The following is a 15,710-nucleotide window of genomic DNA, read 5'->3' as shown; positions in this document are numbered from 1 at the left end:
TTCGCCCAGTCCTGCTACGACCTGGTCGAGGACCCCCGCTGGGCCGATGTCTTCGACGGCATCGACCTGGACTGGGAGTACCCCAACGCCTGTGGTCTGACCTGTGACACCAGCGGCCCGGCCGCGATCAAGACCATGGCCGACGCGATGCGCGCCAAGTTCGGCGCGAACAACCTGGTCACCGCCGCCATCACCGCGGACGGCTCCAGCGGCGGCAAGATCGACGCCGCCGACTACGGGGGCGCGGCCCAGTCCTTCGACTGGTACAACGTGATGACGTACGACTTCTTCGGCGCCTGGGCGGCCAAGGGCCCGACGGCCCCGCACTCCCCGCTGACCTCGTACACCGGAATCCCCCAGCAGGGCTTCACCTCCGCCGACGCCATCGCCAAGCTGAAGGCGAAGGGCGTCCCGGCCAAGAAGCTGCTCCTCGGCATCGGCTTCTACGGCCGCGGCTGGACCGGCGTCACCCAGGCCGCCCCCGGCGGCACGGCGACCGGCGCGGCCCCGGGCACGTACGAGGCCGGCATCGAGGACTACAAGGTCCTCAAGAGCTCCTGCCCGGCGACCGGCACCATCGCCGGCACCGCGTACGCCCACTGCGGCACCAACTGGTGGAGCTACGACACCCCGGCCACCATCGGCTCGAAGATGACCTGGGCGAAGAACCAGGGCCTGGGAGGCGCGTTCTCCTGGGAGTTCTCCGGTGACACCACCAACGGCGAACTCGTGACCGCGATCGCCAACGGTCTCAAGTGATCCCCACGCCGTAGCCCGAAGCAGCACGAAAAGCACGACCCCGGAAAAAGCGCCGGGGAGACGGGTCCGCCCCCCGTCTCCCCGGTTTTTCGCTGTGTACGTACGCGGTTACGCGACGTTGACCCGCTGGCCGGGCGGTGCCGCCTCCAGCCAGGCCAGGAAGCCGGTGAGGGCGTCCTCGCTCATCGCCAGCTCCAGGCGCGTCCCCCGGTGGAGACAGCCGAGCACGACGGAGTCGGACAGCAGCGCGAGCTCCTCCTCGCCCTCCGGCATCCGGCGGGCGATCACCTCGATCGCAGAACGCTCCAGGCCCCGGCGGGGGCGAGGAGCGTAGGAGAAGACGCGGAACCAGTCGACGCGGTCACCGCTGTAGCGGGCGACCCCGTACACCCAGCCTTTTCCGAGGGAGTCCGGTTCCTCGGGCACATCCCAGCGCAGACTGCAGTCGAAGGTCCCTCCGGAGCGCTGGATCAGCCGCCGGCGCAGACCGAAGACGAACAGTCCCAGCAGGACCATGACGACGACGGACAAGCCCACCCACAATGCGAGGACCATCTCCACCGACCTCCTCGCATCGTCGAGTAACGAACACCGAAACCGTATTTCACCTGCATCGCCTCAGCCGCGACACGGCTGGATCGCTCCAGCTCGGGCCGCGGCTGAGTAAAAACATCTGTCCGTGGGGGTGCTAGAGCACCGCCACCGCGCGCAGACGGATCTCGGCGCGCCGCTCGGCGGCAGCGTCGGCATCCGACTTCGCGAGCTCCAGCGCCCGCTCGGCGCGCTGGACATCGATCTCGTCGGCCAGCTCGGCGATCTCGGCCAGCAGCGACAGCTTGTCGTCCGCGAACGAGATGAATCCACCGTGCACAGCGGCGACGACGGTGCCGCCCTCGCTCGTGCGGATCGTCACCGGGCCCGATTCCAGCACACCGAGAAGCGGCTGGTGACCGGGCATGACGCCGATGTCGCCGGACGTGGTACGCGCGACGACCAGGGTGGCCTCGCCGGACCAGACACTTCGGTCCGCGGCGACCAGCTCGACATGCAGCTCAGCAGCCAAGGGTGGCTCCTCGGGTCACCACCCGGCCGCCCGGCCGGGTGTTGGGTCAATTCTACGGGGCGTGGTGAGGGGGGCGGGACACACCCACCCCCCTCGGTGAGCCGGAGGCTCAGGAGACGCCGAGCTCCTTGGCCTTGGCCTTGAGGTCGTCCAGGCCACCGCACATGAAGAACGCCTGCTCGGGGAAGTGGTCGTAGTCCCCGTCGCAGATCGCGTTGAACGCGGCGATCGACTCGTCGAGCGGGACGTCCGAACCGTCCAGGCCGGTGAACTGCTTGGCGGCGTGGGTGTTCTGCGACAGGAAGCGCTCGACGCGACGGGCACGGTGGACAACGAGCTTGTCCTCCTCGCCCAGCTCGTCGATACCGAGGATCGCGATGATGTCCTGCAGGTCCTTGTACTTCTGCAGGATCCCCTTGACGCGGCTGGCCGCGGCGTAGTGGTCCTGGGAGATGTACCGCGGGTCCAGGATGCGGGACGTCGAGTCCAGCGGGTCCACGGCCGGGTAGATGCCCTTCTCCGAGATCGGACGGGAGAGAACCGTCGTCGCGTCGAGGTGGGCGAACGTGGTGGCCGGGGCCGGGTCGGTCAGGTCGTCCGCGGGGACGTAGATCGCCTGCATCGAGGTGATCGAGTGACCACGCGTCGAGGTGATGCGCTCCTGGAGCACACCCATCTCGTCGGCCAGGGTCGGCTGGTAACCCACCGCGGACGGCATACGGCCGAGCAGCGTGGAGACCTCGGAGCCGGCCTGCGTGAAGCGGAAGATGTTGTCGATGAAGAGCAGCACGTCCTGCTTCTGCACATCGCGGAAGTACTCCGCCATGGTCAGGGCGGACAGGGCCACGCGCAGACGCGTCCCCGGCGGCTCGTCCATCTGGCCGAAGACGAGCGCGGTCTTCTCCAGAACGCCCGACTCGGTCATCTCGTCGATGAGGTCGTTGCCCTCACGGGTGCGCTCGCCGACACCGGCGAACACCGACACACCGTCGTGCAGCTTCGCCACACGCATGATCATTTCCTGGATGAGGACCGTCTTGCCGACGCCCGCACCACCGAACAGACCGATCTTGCCGCCCTTGACGTACGGGGTCAGCAGGTCGACGACCTTCAGGCCGGTCTCGAACATCTCGGTCTTGGACTCGAGCTGGTCGAAGGCCGGGGCCTTGCGGTGGATCGGCCAGCGCTCGGTGATCTGCGCCTCGGCCTCCGGCTCGTTCAGGATCTGACCGAGGGTGTTGAACACCTTGCCCTTGGTGATGTCACCGACGGGAACGGTGATGCCCGTGCCCGTGTCGATGACCGGGGCCTGGCGCACCACGCCGTCGGTCGGCTGCATCGAGATCGCGCGGACCATGCCGTCGCCCAGGTGCTGGGCGACTTCGAGGGTCAGCGTCTTGCGAGCGCCCTCCTCAGCCGGGTCGGCGACCTCGATGTGGAGGGCGTTGTAGATCTCCGGCATCGCGTCGACGGGGAACTCCACGTCGACGACCGGGCCGATGACCCGGGCGACGCGGCCCGTGGCAGCGGCCGTCTCAACAGTGGTCGTCATTACTTGTCACTCCCCGCGGTCGCGTCGGCCAGAGCACTGGCACCGCCGACGATCTCGCTGATTTCCTGGGTGATTTCGGCCTGGCGGGCCGCGTTGGCAAGCCGGGACAGGCTCTTGATGAGGTCCCCGGCGTTGTCGGTGGCCGACTTCATCGCGCGGCGGCGGGCGGCGTGCTCGGAAGCGGCAGCCTGCAGCAGTGCGTTGTAGATACGGCTCTCGACGTAGCGCGGCAGAAGGGCGTCGAGGACGTCCTCGGCCGACGGCTCGAACTCGAAGAGCGGGAGGATCTCACCCTTGCGGGTGCTCTCCTCGGCGACGTCGTCGAGCGAAAGCGGCAGCATCCGGGCGTCGACCGCGTTCTGCGTCATCATCGACACGAATTCCGTGAAGACGATGTGCAGCTCGTCGACGCCGCCCTCGGCCGTCTCCTTCTGGATGGCCTCGATCAACGGGGCGGCGACGCGCTTGGCATCGCTGTACGCCGGGTTGTCGGTGAAGCCGGTCCAGGAGTCGGCGACCTTGCGCTCGCGGAAGCCGTAGTACGCGACACCCTTGCGGCCGACGATGTACGTGTCGACCTCCTTGCCCTCGGAGGCAAGGCGCTCCCGCAGTCGCTCCGCGGCCTTGATGGCGTTGGAGGAGTAACCGCCGGCCAGACCGCGGTCGCTCGTGATGAGCAGGACCGCGGCCCGGGTCGGGGTCTCGACCTCGGTGGTGAGCGGGTGGTTGGCGTCGGAGCCGGTCGCCACCGCGGTCACCGCGCGGGTGAGCTCGGTCGCGTACGGCTGCGATGCCGCCACCTTGCGCTGCGCCTTGACGATGCGCGAGGCGGCGATCATCTCCATCGCCTTGGTGATCTTCTTGGTCGCGGTGACGGCTTGGATGCGGCGCTTGTAAACGCGAAGCTGAGCGCCCATCGATCAGCCCTCGCCCAGGAGCTTGCCGTCCGAGGTCTCGAACTGCTGCTTGAAGGCGGCGATCGCGTCGGCGATCGACTGCAGCGTGTCGTCGGACATCTTGCCGCCCTCGGCGATGCTGGTCAGGAGGTCCTTGCGCTCACGGCGCAGGTACTCCAGCAGCTCGCTCTCGAAGCGGCGGATGTCCTCGACCGGGACGTCGTCCATCTTGCCCGTGGTGCCGGCCCAGACCGAGACGACCTGCTCCTCCATCGGGAACGGGGCGTACTGCGGCTGCTTCAGCAGCTCGACCATGCGCTTACCGCGCTCCAGCGAGGCCTTCGAGGCCGCGTCCAGGTCGGAACCGAAGGCGGCGAACGCCTCCAGCTCGCGGTACTGGGCGAGGTCCACGCGAAGCCGGCCGGAGACCTGCTTCATGGCCTTGTGCTGGGCGGAGCCACCGACTCGGGAGACCGAGATACCGACGTTGAGCGCCGGACGCTGACCCGCGTTGAACAGGTCGGACTCCAGGAAGCACTGGCCGTCGGTGATGGAGATGACGTTGGTCGGGATGAACGCCGACACGTCGTTCGCCTTGGTCTCGACGATCGGGAGGCCCGTCATCGAACCGGCGCCCATGTCGTCGGAGAGCTTCGCGCAGCGCTCCAGCAGACGGGAGTGCAGGTAGAAGACGTCACCCGGGTAGGCCTCACGGCCCGGCGGGCGGCGCAGCAGCAGGGACACGGCGCGGTAGGCGTCGGCCTGCTTCGAGAGGTCGTCGAAGATGATCAGGACGTGCTTGCCCTGGTACATCCAGTGCTGGCCGATGGCCGAACCGGTGTACGGCGCCAGGTACTTGAAGCCGGCCGGGTCGGACGCCGGGGCGGCGACGATGGTCGTGTACTCCAGCGCACCGGCCTCTTCGAGCGCACCACGCACGGAGGCGATGGTGGAACCCTTCTGACCGATGGCGACGTAGATGCAGCGGACCTGCTTGTTCACGTCGCCCGAGCGCCAGTTGTCGCGCTGGTTGATGATCGTGTCGACGGCCAGCGCGGTCTTACCCGTCTGACGGTCGCCGATGATCAGCTGACGCTGGCCGCGGCCGATCGGCACCATGGCGTCGACGGCCTTGTAGCCGGTCTGCATCGGCTCGTGCACCGACTTGCGGACCATGACGCCAGGGGCCTGCAGCTCGAGGGCGCGACGGCTGTCGGTCTCGATCTCGCCGAGACCGTCGATCGGGTTGCCGAGCGGGTCGACGACGCGGCCGAGGTAGCCCTCGCCGACGCCGACGGAGAGCACCTCACCGGTGCGCTGCACCGGCTGGCCCTCCTCGATTCCGCTGAACTCGCCGAGGACGATCGCACCGATCTCGCGCTCCTCGAGGTTGAGGGCGAGACCGAGGGTGCCGTCCTCGAACTTCAGCAGCTCGTTCGCCATGGCGGAGGGCAGACCCTCCACCTTCGCGATGCCGTCGCCGGCAACGCTGACCGTACCGACCTCCTCGCGCGAGGCCGCGTCCGGCTGGTACGACTGGACAAAGTTATCCAGTGCGTCCCGGATCTCCTCCGGCCGGATCGTGAGCTCCGCCATCTGGGTTCCCTGCTCTCCTTGTTGGGCCCGAAGTTTCTTAAGGGGGTCTGGGGGCCGACCCCCAGGAATCTTCTGCAATTTCTGCACGGCCCAACCGGGCCGCTGGTCTTGCTAGGTCTTGCTCTGTCTCAGCCGGCCATGCGACGGGTCGCCTCGTCGAGGCGCTCCGCGACGGTGCCGTTGATGATCTCGTCACCGACACGCACCGACACCCCGCCGAGGACCGAGGGGTCCACGTCCAGGTTCAGGTGCATCTCGCGGCCGTAGAGCTTCGCCAGAGCGGCGCCGAGGCGCTGCTTCTGCCGGTCGCTGAGCGGCACCGCCGAGGTGACGACGGCGACCATGCGGTTCCGGCGCTCCGCGGCGAGCTTGGACAGCGAGTCCAGCCCTGCTTCCAGGCTACGTCCACGCGGCTGGGTCACGAGGCGGACGATGATCCGCTCGGTGACCGGCTGCGCCTTGCCGCCGAGCAGGCTGCGCAGCAGCTCGCCCTTGGCGGTGGCCGTGGCCGTACGGCTGGTCAGCGCGGAACGCAGCTCCGTGTCGGAGCCGACGATCCGGCCGAACCGGAACAGCTCGTCCTCGACGTCGTCGAGGCTGCCGCCGCGCTGGGCCGCGGTGAGGTCGGCGGTGTTCGCCAGTTCCTCGACCGAGTCCACCAGGTCACGGGACTGCGACCAGCGGGACCGGACGAGTCCGGAGACCAGGTCGACGGTCTCGCCGCCGACCTGTCCGCTGAGCAGACGCGTGGCCAGCTCGGCCTTGCTCTCGCCGCTCTGGGCCGGGTCGGTGAGAACCCGGCGCAGGGATACTTCGCGGTCGAGCAGCGAGGTGACCGAGGCCAGCTCCTCGGCGAGCTTCGCCGCGTCGACCGACGTGTTGTCGGTCAGCGCGTCGAGACGCTCGCGTGCGGCAGCCAGTGCTTCGCGGCTCGCGCCGTTCATCGGGCCGCCTCGGCCTTCGCCTCGAGCTCGTCGAGGAACCGGTCGACGGTGCCGCTCTGCCGGGCGTGGTCCTGGAGGGACTCGCCGACGAGCTTGCCGGCCAGGTCGGTGGCGAGCTTGCCCACGTCCTGACGCAGCGCCGAGGCGGCGGCCTTGCGGTCGGCCTCGATCTGGGTGTGGCCGGCGGCGATGATCTCCTCGCGCTGGCGCTGACCCTCCGCCTTCATCTCCTGGATGATGACGGCGCCCTGCTCCTGCGCCTCCTGGCGCAGACGGGCGGCCTCGTGACGGGCCTCGGCGAGCTGGGCCTTGTACTGCTCAAGAACGCTCTGCGCCTCGGTCTGAGCCGCTTCGGCCTTCTCGATGCCACCTTCGATCGCCTCGCGACGCTCGTCCAGGGCCTTGTTGATGGCCGGGAGGAGCTTCTTGTAGAACGCGAAGAAGACAATGCTGAAGCAGATCAGACCGATGACGATCTCGGGCCAGACCGGCAGCAGCGGTGACTGCGGCTCCTCGGCTGCCAGATGCAACATGGTGGACCTTTCGTCGGAAACGTATCGTCAGGTCGCCGGGACTACTTCGGGTAGATGAAGGGGGCGACGAAGCCGATCAGGGCCAGGGCCTCGATGACCGCGAAGCCGAGCAGCATGTTCTGGCGGATCAGGCCGGCCGCCTCGGGCTGGCGGGCGATGGCCTGCACACCGTTACCGAAGATGATGCCGATACCGACGCCGGGGCCGATCGCCGCGAGGCCGTAACCGATGGTGCCGACGTTGCCCACAACGGCTGCGAGAGTCTCAGACATGGATCTGTGATTCCTTCTCTTGATTGGCCGGTGGAGATTGCGTCCACCGGACGTTCTAGGGGGTGTCCGGGTGGTGGCCCGGGTGTCCTCAGTGCGCTTCTTCGAGCGCCTGGGACAAGTACGTGGCGGTCAGCACGGTGAACACGTAGGCCTGGAGCGCCTGGATGAACATCTCGAAGACGGTCAGGGCCAGGGTCACGGCGAACGACGCGGTGGCGTAGACGGTGCCGAGCACGGTGCCGAGCATGTACCAGGTCGCGATCGTGAAGACCAGGATCAGGATGTGGCCGGCGAACATGTTCGCGAAGAGCCGGACCGCCAGCGTGAAGGGGCGCACGAAGATGTTCGAGACGAACTCGATCGGCGTCAGGATCACGTAGATCGGCTTGGGCAGGCCGCTGGGTACGCACAGGTTGCGGATACCGCCGACGAAGCCGTTGCTCCGGAAGGTCACCGTCATGTAGACGACCCAGACCAGCAGAGCCAGTCCGACCGGGTACGCGATGAGCGAGCTCACCGGGAACTGCGCGATCGGGATGATCGCCCAGAGGTTCAGCATCCAGACGAAGAAGAACAGGGACACCAGCAGCGGGACGAAGGGCTCGCCCTTCTTGCCGATGATCTCCTTGGCGATACCCCGGTGCACGAAGTCGTAGAGCGTCTCCGCGATCATCTGGAGCTTGCCCGGGACGACCTTGGGCTTGGAGAAGCCGGCCCAGAACAGAGCCAGGATGGCGAAGGTCCCGATGATCGCGAGCAGCATCGGCTTGTTGAACTCGACCGGCCCGATCGAGAAGATCGGGTCGAAGATGAACGACCACGCGCTCGGGGCTGGGAATCCGCACGAGCCCTGGAACAGGTGGCAGTCAACCTCGAAGGCGAGCGTCTGGGCGTCAGCAGTCACCAGGAGCTCCTTCTGCATGGCGCATGGATACGGCTACCTCGTTGTATCGGAGCGGCTGGCAGCCGCAGGTCGGCACCGGACTGGTTCTTACGGTGGGGAGGCGGCGGCCGGGCCCGAAGCCTCGCGATGTATCAGGCGACAGCCGTGTTGTCCGCGCCCGCAGTACCGCAACCGAGACCGGACGATAGCAGCATGTCGAACAGGGCTTTATCCCGGCCCTACTGGTCATGCTTCCCCTCGGTTCCGCCCGGGGTCTTCCCGCTCTCCCCGTCGGGATCGACGTACAGGGTCTTGCTCCTGGCGTGCAGCACGGTCTGCGTGACGATCCACGTGATCACCGAAACGACCAGCGTGAGGGCGAAGACCTGGAGGTCGAAGAGAGTGGTGTTCCTGATGGCCATGATGAGGCCGAGCAGGAGCACGAGCTGGACCGAGTAGACCAGCAGCCCCATGCCCTGGAAGAGGTGCGGCATCGACTTGGCGACCCACTGCAGCGCCAGCTGTCCGAGGGCCATGAAGAGGATGACCACCACGCAGCCCACGACGGCGCCGATCGCCCCCTTGCCGCCGACGACGAGCCCGCCGACGAGCGTGGCGATGGCTCCCACCGCGGCGGTGGGGGTGGCGATGCGCAGTACTTCGCGCATGTCGGACTGCATGGCGGCAGCTCCACTGGTCTGAGAGGAGGAATGGGGCGTCGTCATGGACGAGCGTAGGCCCGGTCCGCGAGGCGGTTTACCAGGCCAATGGACCGTCTCACTAGGGTCCTTCGGCTCCGTCACCGGGTCTCGTGAACGGTATCACAAACTATTTGATGAGGTCTTTACCTGGAAAGTGTGCCAACTGTCACACATGAGAGTTAACCCGCGCGTGTGTGCACGACAAGGCGTCGCAATGTCTGCTAATGCACCGCGACTTCCGAATCGTCAACGGGAGGAGTCGACGGAACGGCGATCGGAGAACCGCGAACGAGCGCCGATCGCGGTAGCGCCGTTGACGCCGGACACCCCGACCGCCACAGGGGCCCGGTCGGCGGCTTCCTCGCCCATCTGAGCGCCCCCCGCGCCCTGTTGGGCCCCGGAGGCCACAGGCGCCGGCTGGTCGCCCGAGGGGGGCGAGGGAGAGGATTCCTGCTCCGCGGCCCGGTGGCGGTAGCGCGGCGGCACGAAGCGGTTGGCCCAGTGCGGGGTACGCGGGGTGAAGCGCGGCAGCAGCAGCAGGATCAGACCGACCGCGCTCGCCCCCACGATCACGAACACGATCCACATCGAGGCCGAGTGCACCGAGTAGCTGACCGTGCCGAAGGCGATCAGGGCCGACCAGAAGTACATGATCAGCACGGCCCGGCTGTGCGAGTGACCGATCTCCAGCAGCCGGTGGTGCAGGTGGCCCCGGTCGGCGGCGAACGGCGACTGGCCGTTCCAGGTACGCCGGACGATGGCCAGGATCAGGTCGGCGGCCGGGATCGCGATGATCGTCAGCGGCAGCAGCAGCGGGATGAAGACCGGGAACATCGCGTGGGTCGCCCCGCGCTCACTGCCCTCGAAGAAGAGCCGCATGTTGTCCGGGTCGACCTGGCCCGTGATCGAGATCGCGCCCGCCGCCAGCACCAGGCCGATCAGCATCGAGCCCGAGTCGCCCATGAAGATCCGCGCCGGGTGCATGTTGTGCGGCAGGAAGCCGAGGCACATGCCCATCAGGATCGCCGAGAAGAGCGTCGCGGGGGCCGCCGCCTCGATCCCGTACCCCATCCAGAGCCGGTAGGCGTAGAGGAAGAACGCCGCCGAGGCGATGCACACCATGCCCGCCGCGAGCCCGTCCAGGCCGTCGACGAAGTTCACCGCGTTGATCGTGATGACGACCAGCGCCACGGTGAGCAGCGTGCCCTGCCACTGGGTGAGGGCGACCGTGCCGACGCCGGGGATCGGCAGCCACAGGATCGTGAGCCCCTGGATGACCATGACGGCGGCGGCGATCATCTGGCCGCCGAGCTTGATCAGGGCGTCGATCTCGAACTTGTCGTCGAGCACGCCGATCAGCCAGATCAGGGCGGCTCCGGAGAGCAACGCCCGTGGCTCGTTGGAGAGTTCGAAGACACCCTGCAGATTGAACAGGTGGTCGGCGACGATCAGTCCCGCACACAGTCCGCCGAACATGGCGATCCCACCGAGCCGGGGTGTCGGCTCGCGGTGGACGTCGCGCGCACGGATCGCGGGCATCGCCCCGATCGCGATGGCGAACTTACGCACCGGTCCGGTCAGCAGATAGGTCACCGCTGCCGTGACACAGAGCGTCAGCAGGTAATCACGCACGGGCTGCCCCACAGGTTTCGCCGGCCATCTCAGCCCCACACCCTAGTCTCTGATACAAGGACTCAACGGTACGGGTGATGGTTCCATGCGCCTCGCCTACCCCGGATAGGGAGGATTCCGCTCCGCCAGCGCCCGGACCTCCGCCGCGATCGGGCTCACATCGCCCGGCTCCCGTACGGCCGCTCCGAACAGGGCCGCGATGCGGGCCATGTCCCCGTCGTCCATGCCCTGCGTGGTGACGGCGGCGGTGCCGAGCCGGATGCCCCGGGCGTCCCCGTACGGCAGGGCGCACGTGTCGAGGACCATACCGGCCGCCGCCAGGCGCTCACGGGCGGTGCGGCCGTCGACACCGAGCGGGGCCGGGTCCGCGACGACGATATGGGTGTCCGTGCCGCCCGTGGTCACCTCGAAACCCTCCGCCTCCAGGCCGGCGGCGAGCACCCGGGCGTGGGCGACGACCTGGTGGGCGTAGAGCGTGTAAGCGGGGGTGGCCGCCTCCCCGAACGCGACCGCCTTCGCCGCCACCGTGTGCATCTGCGCCCCGCCCTGGGTGAACGGGAACACGGCCCGGTCGATCCGCTCCGCGAGATCGGCGCCGCACAGGATCATGCCGCCGCGCGGTCCGCGCAGCACCTTGTGCGTGGTGGCGCAGACCACGTCGGCGTACGGGACCGGGTTCGGCGCCGCTCCCCCGGCGATCAGCCCCATCGGGTGGGCGGCGTCCACGATCAGATACGCCCCGACCTCGTCGGCGATCTCCCGGAACAGCGCGTAGTCGGGGTGGCGGGGATAGGAGATGGAGCCGCAGACGATGGCCTTGGGGCGGCGGGCGCGGGCCAGGGCGCGGAGCCGGGTGTGGTCGATGAGCCCGGTGTCCGGGTCGACCCCGTAGCCGACGAAGTCGAACCAGCGGCCGGAGAAGTTGCCCGGCGCCCCGTGGGTGAGGTGGCCCCCGTACGGGAGTCCCATCGCGAGGACCGTGTCGCCGGGGCGCAGCAGCGCGGCGTAGGCAGCGAGGACGGCGGAGGAGCCGGAGTGCGGCTGGACGTTGGCGTGTTCGGCGCCGAAGAGGGCGGTGGCCCGGCGTACGGCGATGCGTTCGGCGGCGTCCGCCTGCTCGCAGCCGCCGTGGTGGCGGGCTCCCGGGTACCCCTCGGCGTACTTGTTGGCGAGCGGGGAGCCGAGGGCGGCCAGGACCGCGGGCGAGGTGAAGTTCTCGGCGGCGATCAGCTGGAGGGTGCCCGCCTGCCGGTCCCGCTCCGCGAGGAGGATCCCGGCGATCTCCGGGTCCTGGCCCAGCAGCGTGCCGAAGTCCTGGGGCAGGGCGTCGGGGCGGTCGGGCGCGGGCGGCACGGCCGCGGACGGGGGTGCGGCGGGAGAGGTGACCGGCATGGGACGGCTCCGGGCCTGGAGGTGGGTGCGCCGGCGAGGGGTGCCGGTGTCAGCTCCAACGTACGCCGGGGCGGGGCGGCGTGCCCGCTGTCGGAGGGTGCCGTACGCCGGTCGGCGCACCGGCGTACCGCACGGCGCGGGAGGGCCGGTCAGTGCGGGGCGCGTACGCCGGTGAGCGCGGTGACGACCGGGTCGAGCGCCTGGTTGATCTCGTCGCCGATCGAGCGGAAGAAGGTGATGGGGGCGCCGTAGGGGTCGTAGACCTCGTCCGCGTCGGCGGTCGGGGCCAGCAGCCAGCCGCGCAGGGCAGCGGCGGCGCGCACCAGGGCGCGGGCGCGCTCGACGACGCCCTCGTCGCGCGGGTCGGGCAGGGTGGCCGGGTCTATCGCCCGGACCAGCCGGGTGAACTCCTTGAGCGTGAAGGTGCGCAGGCCCGCGGAGTGGCCCATGGAGATGACCTGGGCGCGGTGGTCGCGGGTGGCGGTGAGGACCAGGTCGGCGCGGATGACGTGCTCGTCGAGCAGTTCGCGGCCGACGAAGCCGCTGGCGTCCGCGCCGAAGTCGGCGAGGACGACCTCGGCGTTGGCCTCCATGGGGGCGCCTTCATGGCCCCAGGTGCCCGCGCTCTCCACGATCAGGCCGCCGCTGAGCGGATCGCCGAGGCGGTCCACCAGGGCATGGCGGGTCAGCCGCTCGGTGATGGGCGAGCGGCAGACGTTGCCGGTGCTGACGTGGAGGATGCGGAAGGTGTCGGTCCGCCCCGCTATGCCACGCCCCTCGGGGGCGGTCAATTGGCCACCTCGAGGTCGGGGACCACCTTGCGCAGCTCCTCCGCGGAGAGGGCGCCGGCGCGCAGCAGGACCGGGGTGGCGCCGGTGACGTCGACGATGGAGGACGGCACGATGCCGGGCGTCGGGCCGCCGTCGAGGTAGACGGAGACGGAGTCGCCGAGCATGCCCTGGGCGGCGTCGCAGTCCTCGGGCGAGGGGTGTCCGGTGAGGTTGGCGCTGGAGACGGCCATCGGGCCGACCTCGGTGAGCAGCTCGATGGCGACCGGGTGCAGCGGCATCCGGATCGCCACGGTGCCCCGGGTGTCGCCGAGGTCCCACTGGAGGGAGGGCTGGTGCCGGGCGACGAGGGTGAGGGCTCCGGGCCAGAAGGCGTCGACGAGCTCCCAGGCCTGCTCGGAGAAGTCGGTGACCAGGCCGTGGAGGGTGTTCGGGGAGCCGATGAGGACGGGCGTGGGCATGTTGCGGCCCCGGCCCTTGGCGTCCAGCAGGTCCGCGACGGCCTCCGCGGTGAAGGCGTCCGCACCGATCCCGTACACGGTGTCGGTGGGCAGCACGACCAGTTCGCCCCGGCGGACGGCCGATGCGGCCTCGCGCAGGCCCGTGGTCCGGTCGGTGGCGTCGTTGCAGTCGTATCGCCGAGCCATCAGCCGGCCTCCTCGGACAGATGCGGGTACGGGTGGTGGTGCCGGGGGCCGGTCACGGCATGGCCTTGCGGGCGGTGGCGAACCGGGGGCGCTTGTTGAGGTCGGGGTGGTCGGCCGCGTCGGCCCAGCCCCGCTCCTCGGTGAAGATCCAGGGGACCTGGCCGCCCTGGGTGTCGGCGTGCTCGATGACGACGAGGCCGCCGGGGCGCAGCAGACGGTGGGCGGTGCGTTCGATGCCGCGGATGGTGTCGAGGCCGTCCTCGCCGGAGAAGAGGGCCATCTCCGGGTCGTGGTCGCGGGCCTCGGGGGCGACGTACTCCCATTCGGTGAGCGGGATGTACGGCGGGTTGGAGATCACCAGGTCGACCTGGCCGTCGAGCTCGGGAAGGGCGCTCAGGGCGTCTCCCTTGTGCACGGTGACCCTGGACCCCTCGGCGTTCTTCCGCGTCCACCTGAGGGCGTCCTCGGAGAGCTCCACGGCGTGGACGCGGGAGCGGGGGACCTCCTGGGCCATGGCGAGCGCGATGGCGCCCGATCCGGTGCACAGGTCGACGACGACGGGCTCGACGACATCCATCGCGCGCACGGCGTCTATGGCCCAGCCGACGACCGACTCGGTCTCCGGGCGGGGCACGAAGACGCCGGGTCCGACCTGGAGCTCCAGGTAGCGGAAGAAGGCGCGGCCGGTGATGTGCTGGAGGGGTTCGCGGGCCTCGCGGCGGGCGATGGTCTCCCAGTAGCGGGCGTCGAAGTCGCTGTCGGGGACCGCGTGGAGCGCGCCCCGCTTCACCCCGTGGACGAAGGCCGCGAGTTCCTCGGCGTCGAATCGCGGTGAGGGGACACCGGCGTCGGCCAGCCGCTGGGTGGCCTGGGCCACCTCGGCGAGCAGCAGGTTCATCGCGGTTCTCCGTACGGGGGATGCGGGGCGGGCGGGTCGCTTACGCGTTGGCGAGCTTGGCGGCGGAGTCGGCGTCGACGCACGCCTGGATCACCGCGTCCAGGTCGCCGTCGAGCACCTGGTCCAAGTTGTACGCCTTGAAGCCGACGCGGTGGTCCGAGATGCGGTTTTCCGGGAAGTTGTACGTCCGGATCTTCTCGGAGCGGTCGACGGTACGGACCTGGCTGCGGCGGACGTCGGAGGCTTCCTGCTCAGCGGCCTCCTGGGCGGCGGCGAGCAGCCGGGACCGCAGGATGCGCATGGCCTGCTCCTTGTTCTGGAGCTGGCTCTTCTCGTTCTGGCAGGAGGCGACGACGCCGGTCGGCAGGTGCGTGATGCGGACGGCGGAGTCGGTCGTGTTGACGGACTGGCCGCCGGGGCCGGACGAGCGGTAGACGTCGATGCGCAGGTCGTTGGCGTGGATCTCGACGTCGACCTCCTCGGCCTCGGGGGTGACGAGCACGCCCGCGGCGGAGGTGTGGATGCGGCCCTGGGACTCGGTGGAGGGAACGCGCTGCACGCGGTGCACGCCGCCCTCGTACTTCATCCGGGCCCAGACGCCCTGGCCGGGCTCGGTGGCGCCGTTGCCGCCCTTGGTCTTGACCGCGACCTGGACGTCCTTGTAGCCGCCGAGTTCGGACTCGGTGGAGTCGATGATCTCGGTCTTCCAGCCGACGCGCTCGGCGTAGCGCAGATACATGCGCAGCAGGTCACCGGCGAACAGGGCGGACTCGTCGCCGCCGGCGCCCGCCTTGATCTCCAGGAGCACGTCCTTGTCGTCGCTGGGGTCGCGCGGGACGAGGAGGAGGCGGAGCTTCTCCGTGATCTCCTCGCGCTGCTTCTCCAGCTCCTTGACCTCGGCGGCGAAGTCGGGGTCGTCCGCGGCGAACTCGCGGGCGGTCTCGATGTCGTCGCCGGTCTGCTTCCAGGCCCGGTACGTGGAGACGATCGGGGTCAGCTCCGCGTAGCGCTTGTTCAGCTTGCGCGCGTTGGCCTGGTCGGCGTGGACCGACGGGTCGGCGAGCTTCTTCTCGAGACCGGTGTGTTCACCGATCAGTTCCTCGACCGCCTCGAACATGCGGGGGCTCCTGGTTGCTCTGAGATCTGCGGGCCTG

General features: G+C 69.3%; 17 protein-coding genes. 1 reads left to right on the top strand and 16 read right to left on the bottom strand.

Features of this window, described 5'->3' with window-relative positions; all coding sequences use genetic code 11:
* Positions 1–759: glycoside hydrolase family 18 protein (locus IE134_RS34130; RefSeq protein ID WP_229823560.1), on the top strand; the 759-nt coding region annotated here is incomplete at its 5' end.
* A 108-nt stretch (positions 760–867) separates the two neighbouring features.
* On the opposite strand, the gene IE134_RS14740 is transcribed toward IE134_RS34130, so the two are convergent.
* The 16 genes from IE134_RS14740 to prfA form a co-directional block, all read right to left on the bottom strand.
* Complete coding sequence (locus tag IE134_RS14740; RefSeq protein WP_030715238.1) at positions 868–1,314, bottom strand: DUF2550 domain-containing protein; 447 nt, start codon at positions 1,312–1,314, stop codon at positions 868–870.
* 133 nt (positions 1,315–1,447) lie between these two features.
* Positions 1,448–1,822, bottom strand: coding sequence for a F0F1 ATP synthase subunit epsilon (locus IE134_RS14735; RefSeq protein WP_030715243.1), 375 nt, complete (start codon positions 1,820–1,822; stop codon positions 1,448–1,450).
* A 109-nt stretch (positions 1,823–1,931) separates the two neighbouring features.
* Positions 1,932–3,374 carry a F0F1 ATP synthase subunit beta gene (atpD, locus tag IE134_RS14730; RefSeq protein WP_010060165.1) on the bottom strand — a complete coding sequence of 481 codons (1,443 nt, stop codon included), beginning with the start codon at positions 3,372–3,374 and terminating at the stop codon, positions 1,932–1,934.
* Complete coding sequence (locus IE134_RS14725; RefSeq protein WP_010060166.1) at positions 3,374–4,291, bottom strand: F0F1 ATP synthase subunit gamma; 918 nt, start codon at positions 4,289–4,291, stop codon at positions 3,374–3,376. Before IE134_RS14725 ends, atpD begins: the two co-directional genes overlap by 1 nt.
* Before the next feature lie 3 nt (positions 4,292–4,294).
* Positions 4,295–5,866 (bottom strand): F0F1 ATP synthase subunit alpha, encoded by a 1,572-nt coding sequence (atpA, locus tag IE134_RS14720; protein WP_030715245.1) that lies wholly within the window; start codon positions 5,864–5,866, stop codon positions 4,295–4,297.
* 128 nt (positions 5,867–5,994) lie between these two features.
* Positions 5,995–6,810, bottom strand: a complete 816-nt coding sequence (locus tag IE134_RS14715) for a F0F1 ATP synthase subunit delta (protein WP_030715247.1) — start codon at positions 6,808–6,810, stop codon at positions 5,995–5,997.
* Positions 6,807–7,343 (bottom strand): F0F1 ATP synthase subunit B, encoded by a 537-nt coding sequence (locus IE134_RS14710; RefSeq protein WP_010060169.1) that lies wholly within the window; start codon positions 7,341–7,343, stop codon positions 6,807–6,809. Before IE134_RS14710 ends, IE134_RS14715 begins: the two co-directional genes overlap by 4 nt.
* Before the next feature lie 41 nt (positions 7,344–7,384).
* A complete protein-coding gene (atpE, locus tag IE134_RS14705) occupies positions 7,385–7,615 on the bottom strand; it encodes an ATP synthase F0 subunit C (RefSeq protein ID WP_006127588.1) in 231 nt (76 codons plus the stop codon).
* A gap of 88 nt (positions 7,616–7,703) precedes the next feature.
* Positions 7,704–8,537: a F0F1 ATP synthase subunit A gene (atpB, locus tag IE134_RS14700; protein WP_010060171.1), complete on the bottom strand. Its 834-nt coding sequence runs from the start codon at positions 8,535–8,537 to the stop codon at positions 7,704–7,706.
* A 200-nt stretch (positions 8,538–8,737) separates the two neighbouring features.
* A complete protein-coding gene (locus tag IE134_RS14695; RefSeq protein ID WP_010072149.1) occupies positions 8,738–9,178 on the bottom strand; it encodes a Cg1360 family ATP-synthase-associated protein in 441 nt (146 codons plus the stop codon).
* Positions 9,179–9,445: 267 nt separating this feature from the next.
* Entirely contained in the window at positions 9,446–10,843 is a 1,398-nt protein-coding gene (locus IE134_RS14690; RefSeq protein WP_189430711.1) for an MraY family glycosyltransferase, read from the bottom strand.
* A gap of 84 nt (positions 10,844–10,927) precedes the next feature.
* A complete protein-coding gene (glyA, locus tag IE134_RS14685; protein WP_030715255.1) occupies positions 10,928–12,223 on the bottom strand; it encodes a serine hydroxymethyltransferase in 1,296 nt (431 codons plus the stop codon).
* Positions 12,224–12,372: 149 nt separating this feature from the next.
* Positions 12,373–13,014, bottom strand: coding sequence for an arsenate reductase/protein-tyrosine-phosphatase family protein (locus IE134_RS14680; RefSeq protein ID WP_189430709.1), 642 nt, complete (start codon positions 13,012–13,014; stop codon positions 12,373–12,375).
* The gene (locus IE134_RS14675; RefSeq protein ID WP_010060177.1) at positions 13,011–13,658 is read right to left on the bottom strand and encodes an L-threonylcarbamoyladenylate synthase; all 648 of its coding nucleotides are present in this window, start codon (positions 13,656–13,658) and stop codon (positions 13,011–13,013) included. The genes IE134_RS14680 and IE134_RS14675 overlap by 4 nt, the downstream gene beginning before the upstream one ends.
* A gap of 52 nt (positions 13,659–13,710) precedes the next feature.
* On the bottom strand, positions 13,711–14,556 hold the full coding sequence (gene prmC, locus IE134_RS14670) for a peptide chain release factor N(5)-glutamine methyltransferase (RefSeq protein WP_030715259.1): 846 nt from the start codon (positions 14,554–14,556) through the stop codon (positions 13,711–13,713).
* A 40-nt stretch (positions 14,557–14,596) separates the two neighbouring features.
* A complete protein-coding gene (gene prfA, locus IE134_RS14665; protein WP_030715261.1) occupies positions 14,597–15,673 on the bottom strand; it encodes a peptide chain release factor 1 in 1,077 nt (358 codons plus the stop codon).
* Positions 15,674–15,710: the final 37 nt, after the last annotated feature.

It is taken from the genome of Streptomyces rubiginosohelvolus (assembly GCF_014649875.1).
GTDB lineage: Bacteria > Actinomycetota > Actinomycetes > Streptomycetales > Streptomycetaceae > Streptomyces > Streptomyces rubiginosohelvolus.
The sequence above is the reverse complement of the archived record's forward strand: the minus strand, read 5'-3'. Positions and strand labels throughout refer to the sequence as shown.

Coding starts and splice junctions, on each gene's coding strand:
- IE134_RS14740 (WP_030715238.1), bottom strand. CDS start 1,314: ATGGTCCTCGCATTGTGGGTGGGCTTGTCCGTCGTCGTCATGGTCCTG.
- atpD (WP_010060165.1), bottom strand. CDS start 3,374: ATGACGACCACTGTTGAGACGGCCGCTGCCACGGGCCGCGTCGCCCGG.
- IE134_RS14725 (WP_010060166.1), bottom strand. CDS start 4,291: ATGGGCGCTCAGCTTCGCGTTTACAAGCGCCGCATCCAAGCCGTCACC.
- atpA (WP_030715245.1), bottom strand. CDS start 5,866: ATGGCGGAGCTCACGATCCGGCCGGAGGAGATCCGGGACGCACTGGAT.
- IE134_RS14715 (WP_030715247.1), bottom strand. CDS start 6,810: ATGAACGGCGCGAGCCGCGAAGCACTGGCTGCCGCACGCGAGCGTCTC.
- IE134_RS14710 (WP_010060169.1), bottom strand. CDS start 7,343: ATGTTGCATCTGGCAGCCGAGGAGCCGCAGTCACCGCTGCTGCCGGTC.
- atpE (WP_006127588.1), bottom strand. CDS start 7,615: ATGTCTGAGACTCTCGCAGCCGTTGTGGGCAACGTCGGCACCATCGGT.
- atpB (WP_010060171.1), bottom strand. CDS start 8,537: ATGCAGAAGGAGCTCCTGGTGACTGCTGACGCCCAGACGCTCGCCTTC.
- IE134_RS14695 (WP_010072149.1), bottom strand. CDS start 9,178: ATGCAGTCCGACATGCGCGAAGTACTGCGCATCGCCACCCCCACCGCC.
- glyA (WP_030715255.1), bottom strand. CDS start 12,223: ATGCCGGTCACCTCTCCCGCCGCACCCCCGTCCGCGGCCGTGCCGCCC.
- IE134_RS14675 (WP_010060177.1), bottom strand. CDS start 13,658: ATGGCTCGGCGATACGACTGCAACGACGCCACCGACCGGACCACGGGC.
- prmC (WP_030715259.1), bottom strand. CDS start 14,556: ATGAACCTGCTGCTCGCCGAGGTGGCCCAGGCCACCCAGCGGCTGGCC.
- prfA (WP_030715261.1), bottom strand. CDS start 15,673: ATGTTCGAGGCGGTCGAGGAACTGATCGGTGAACACACCGGTCTCGAG.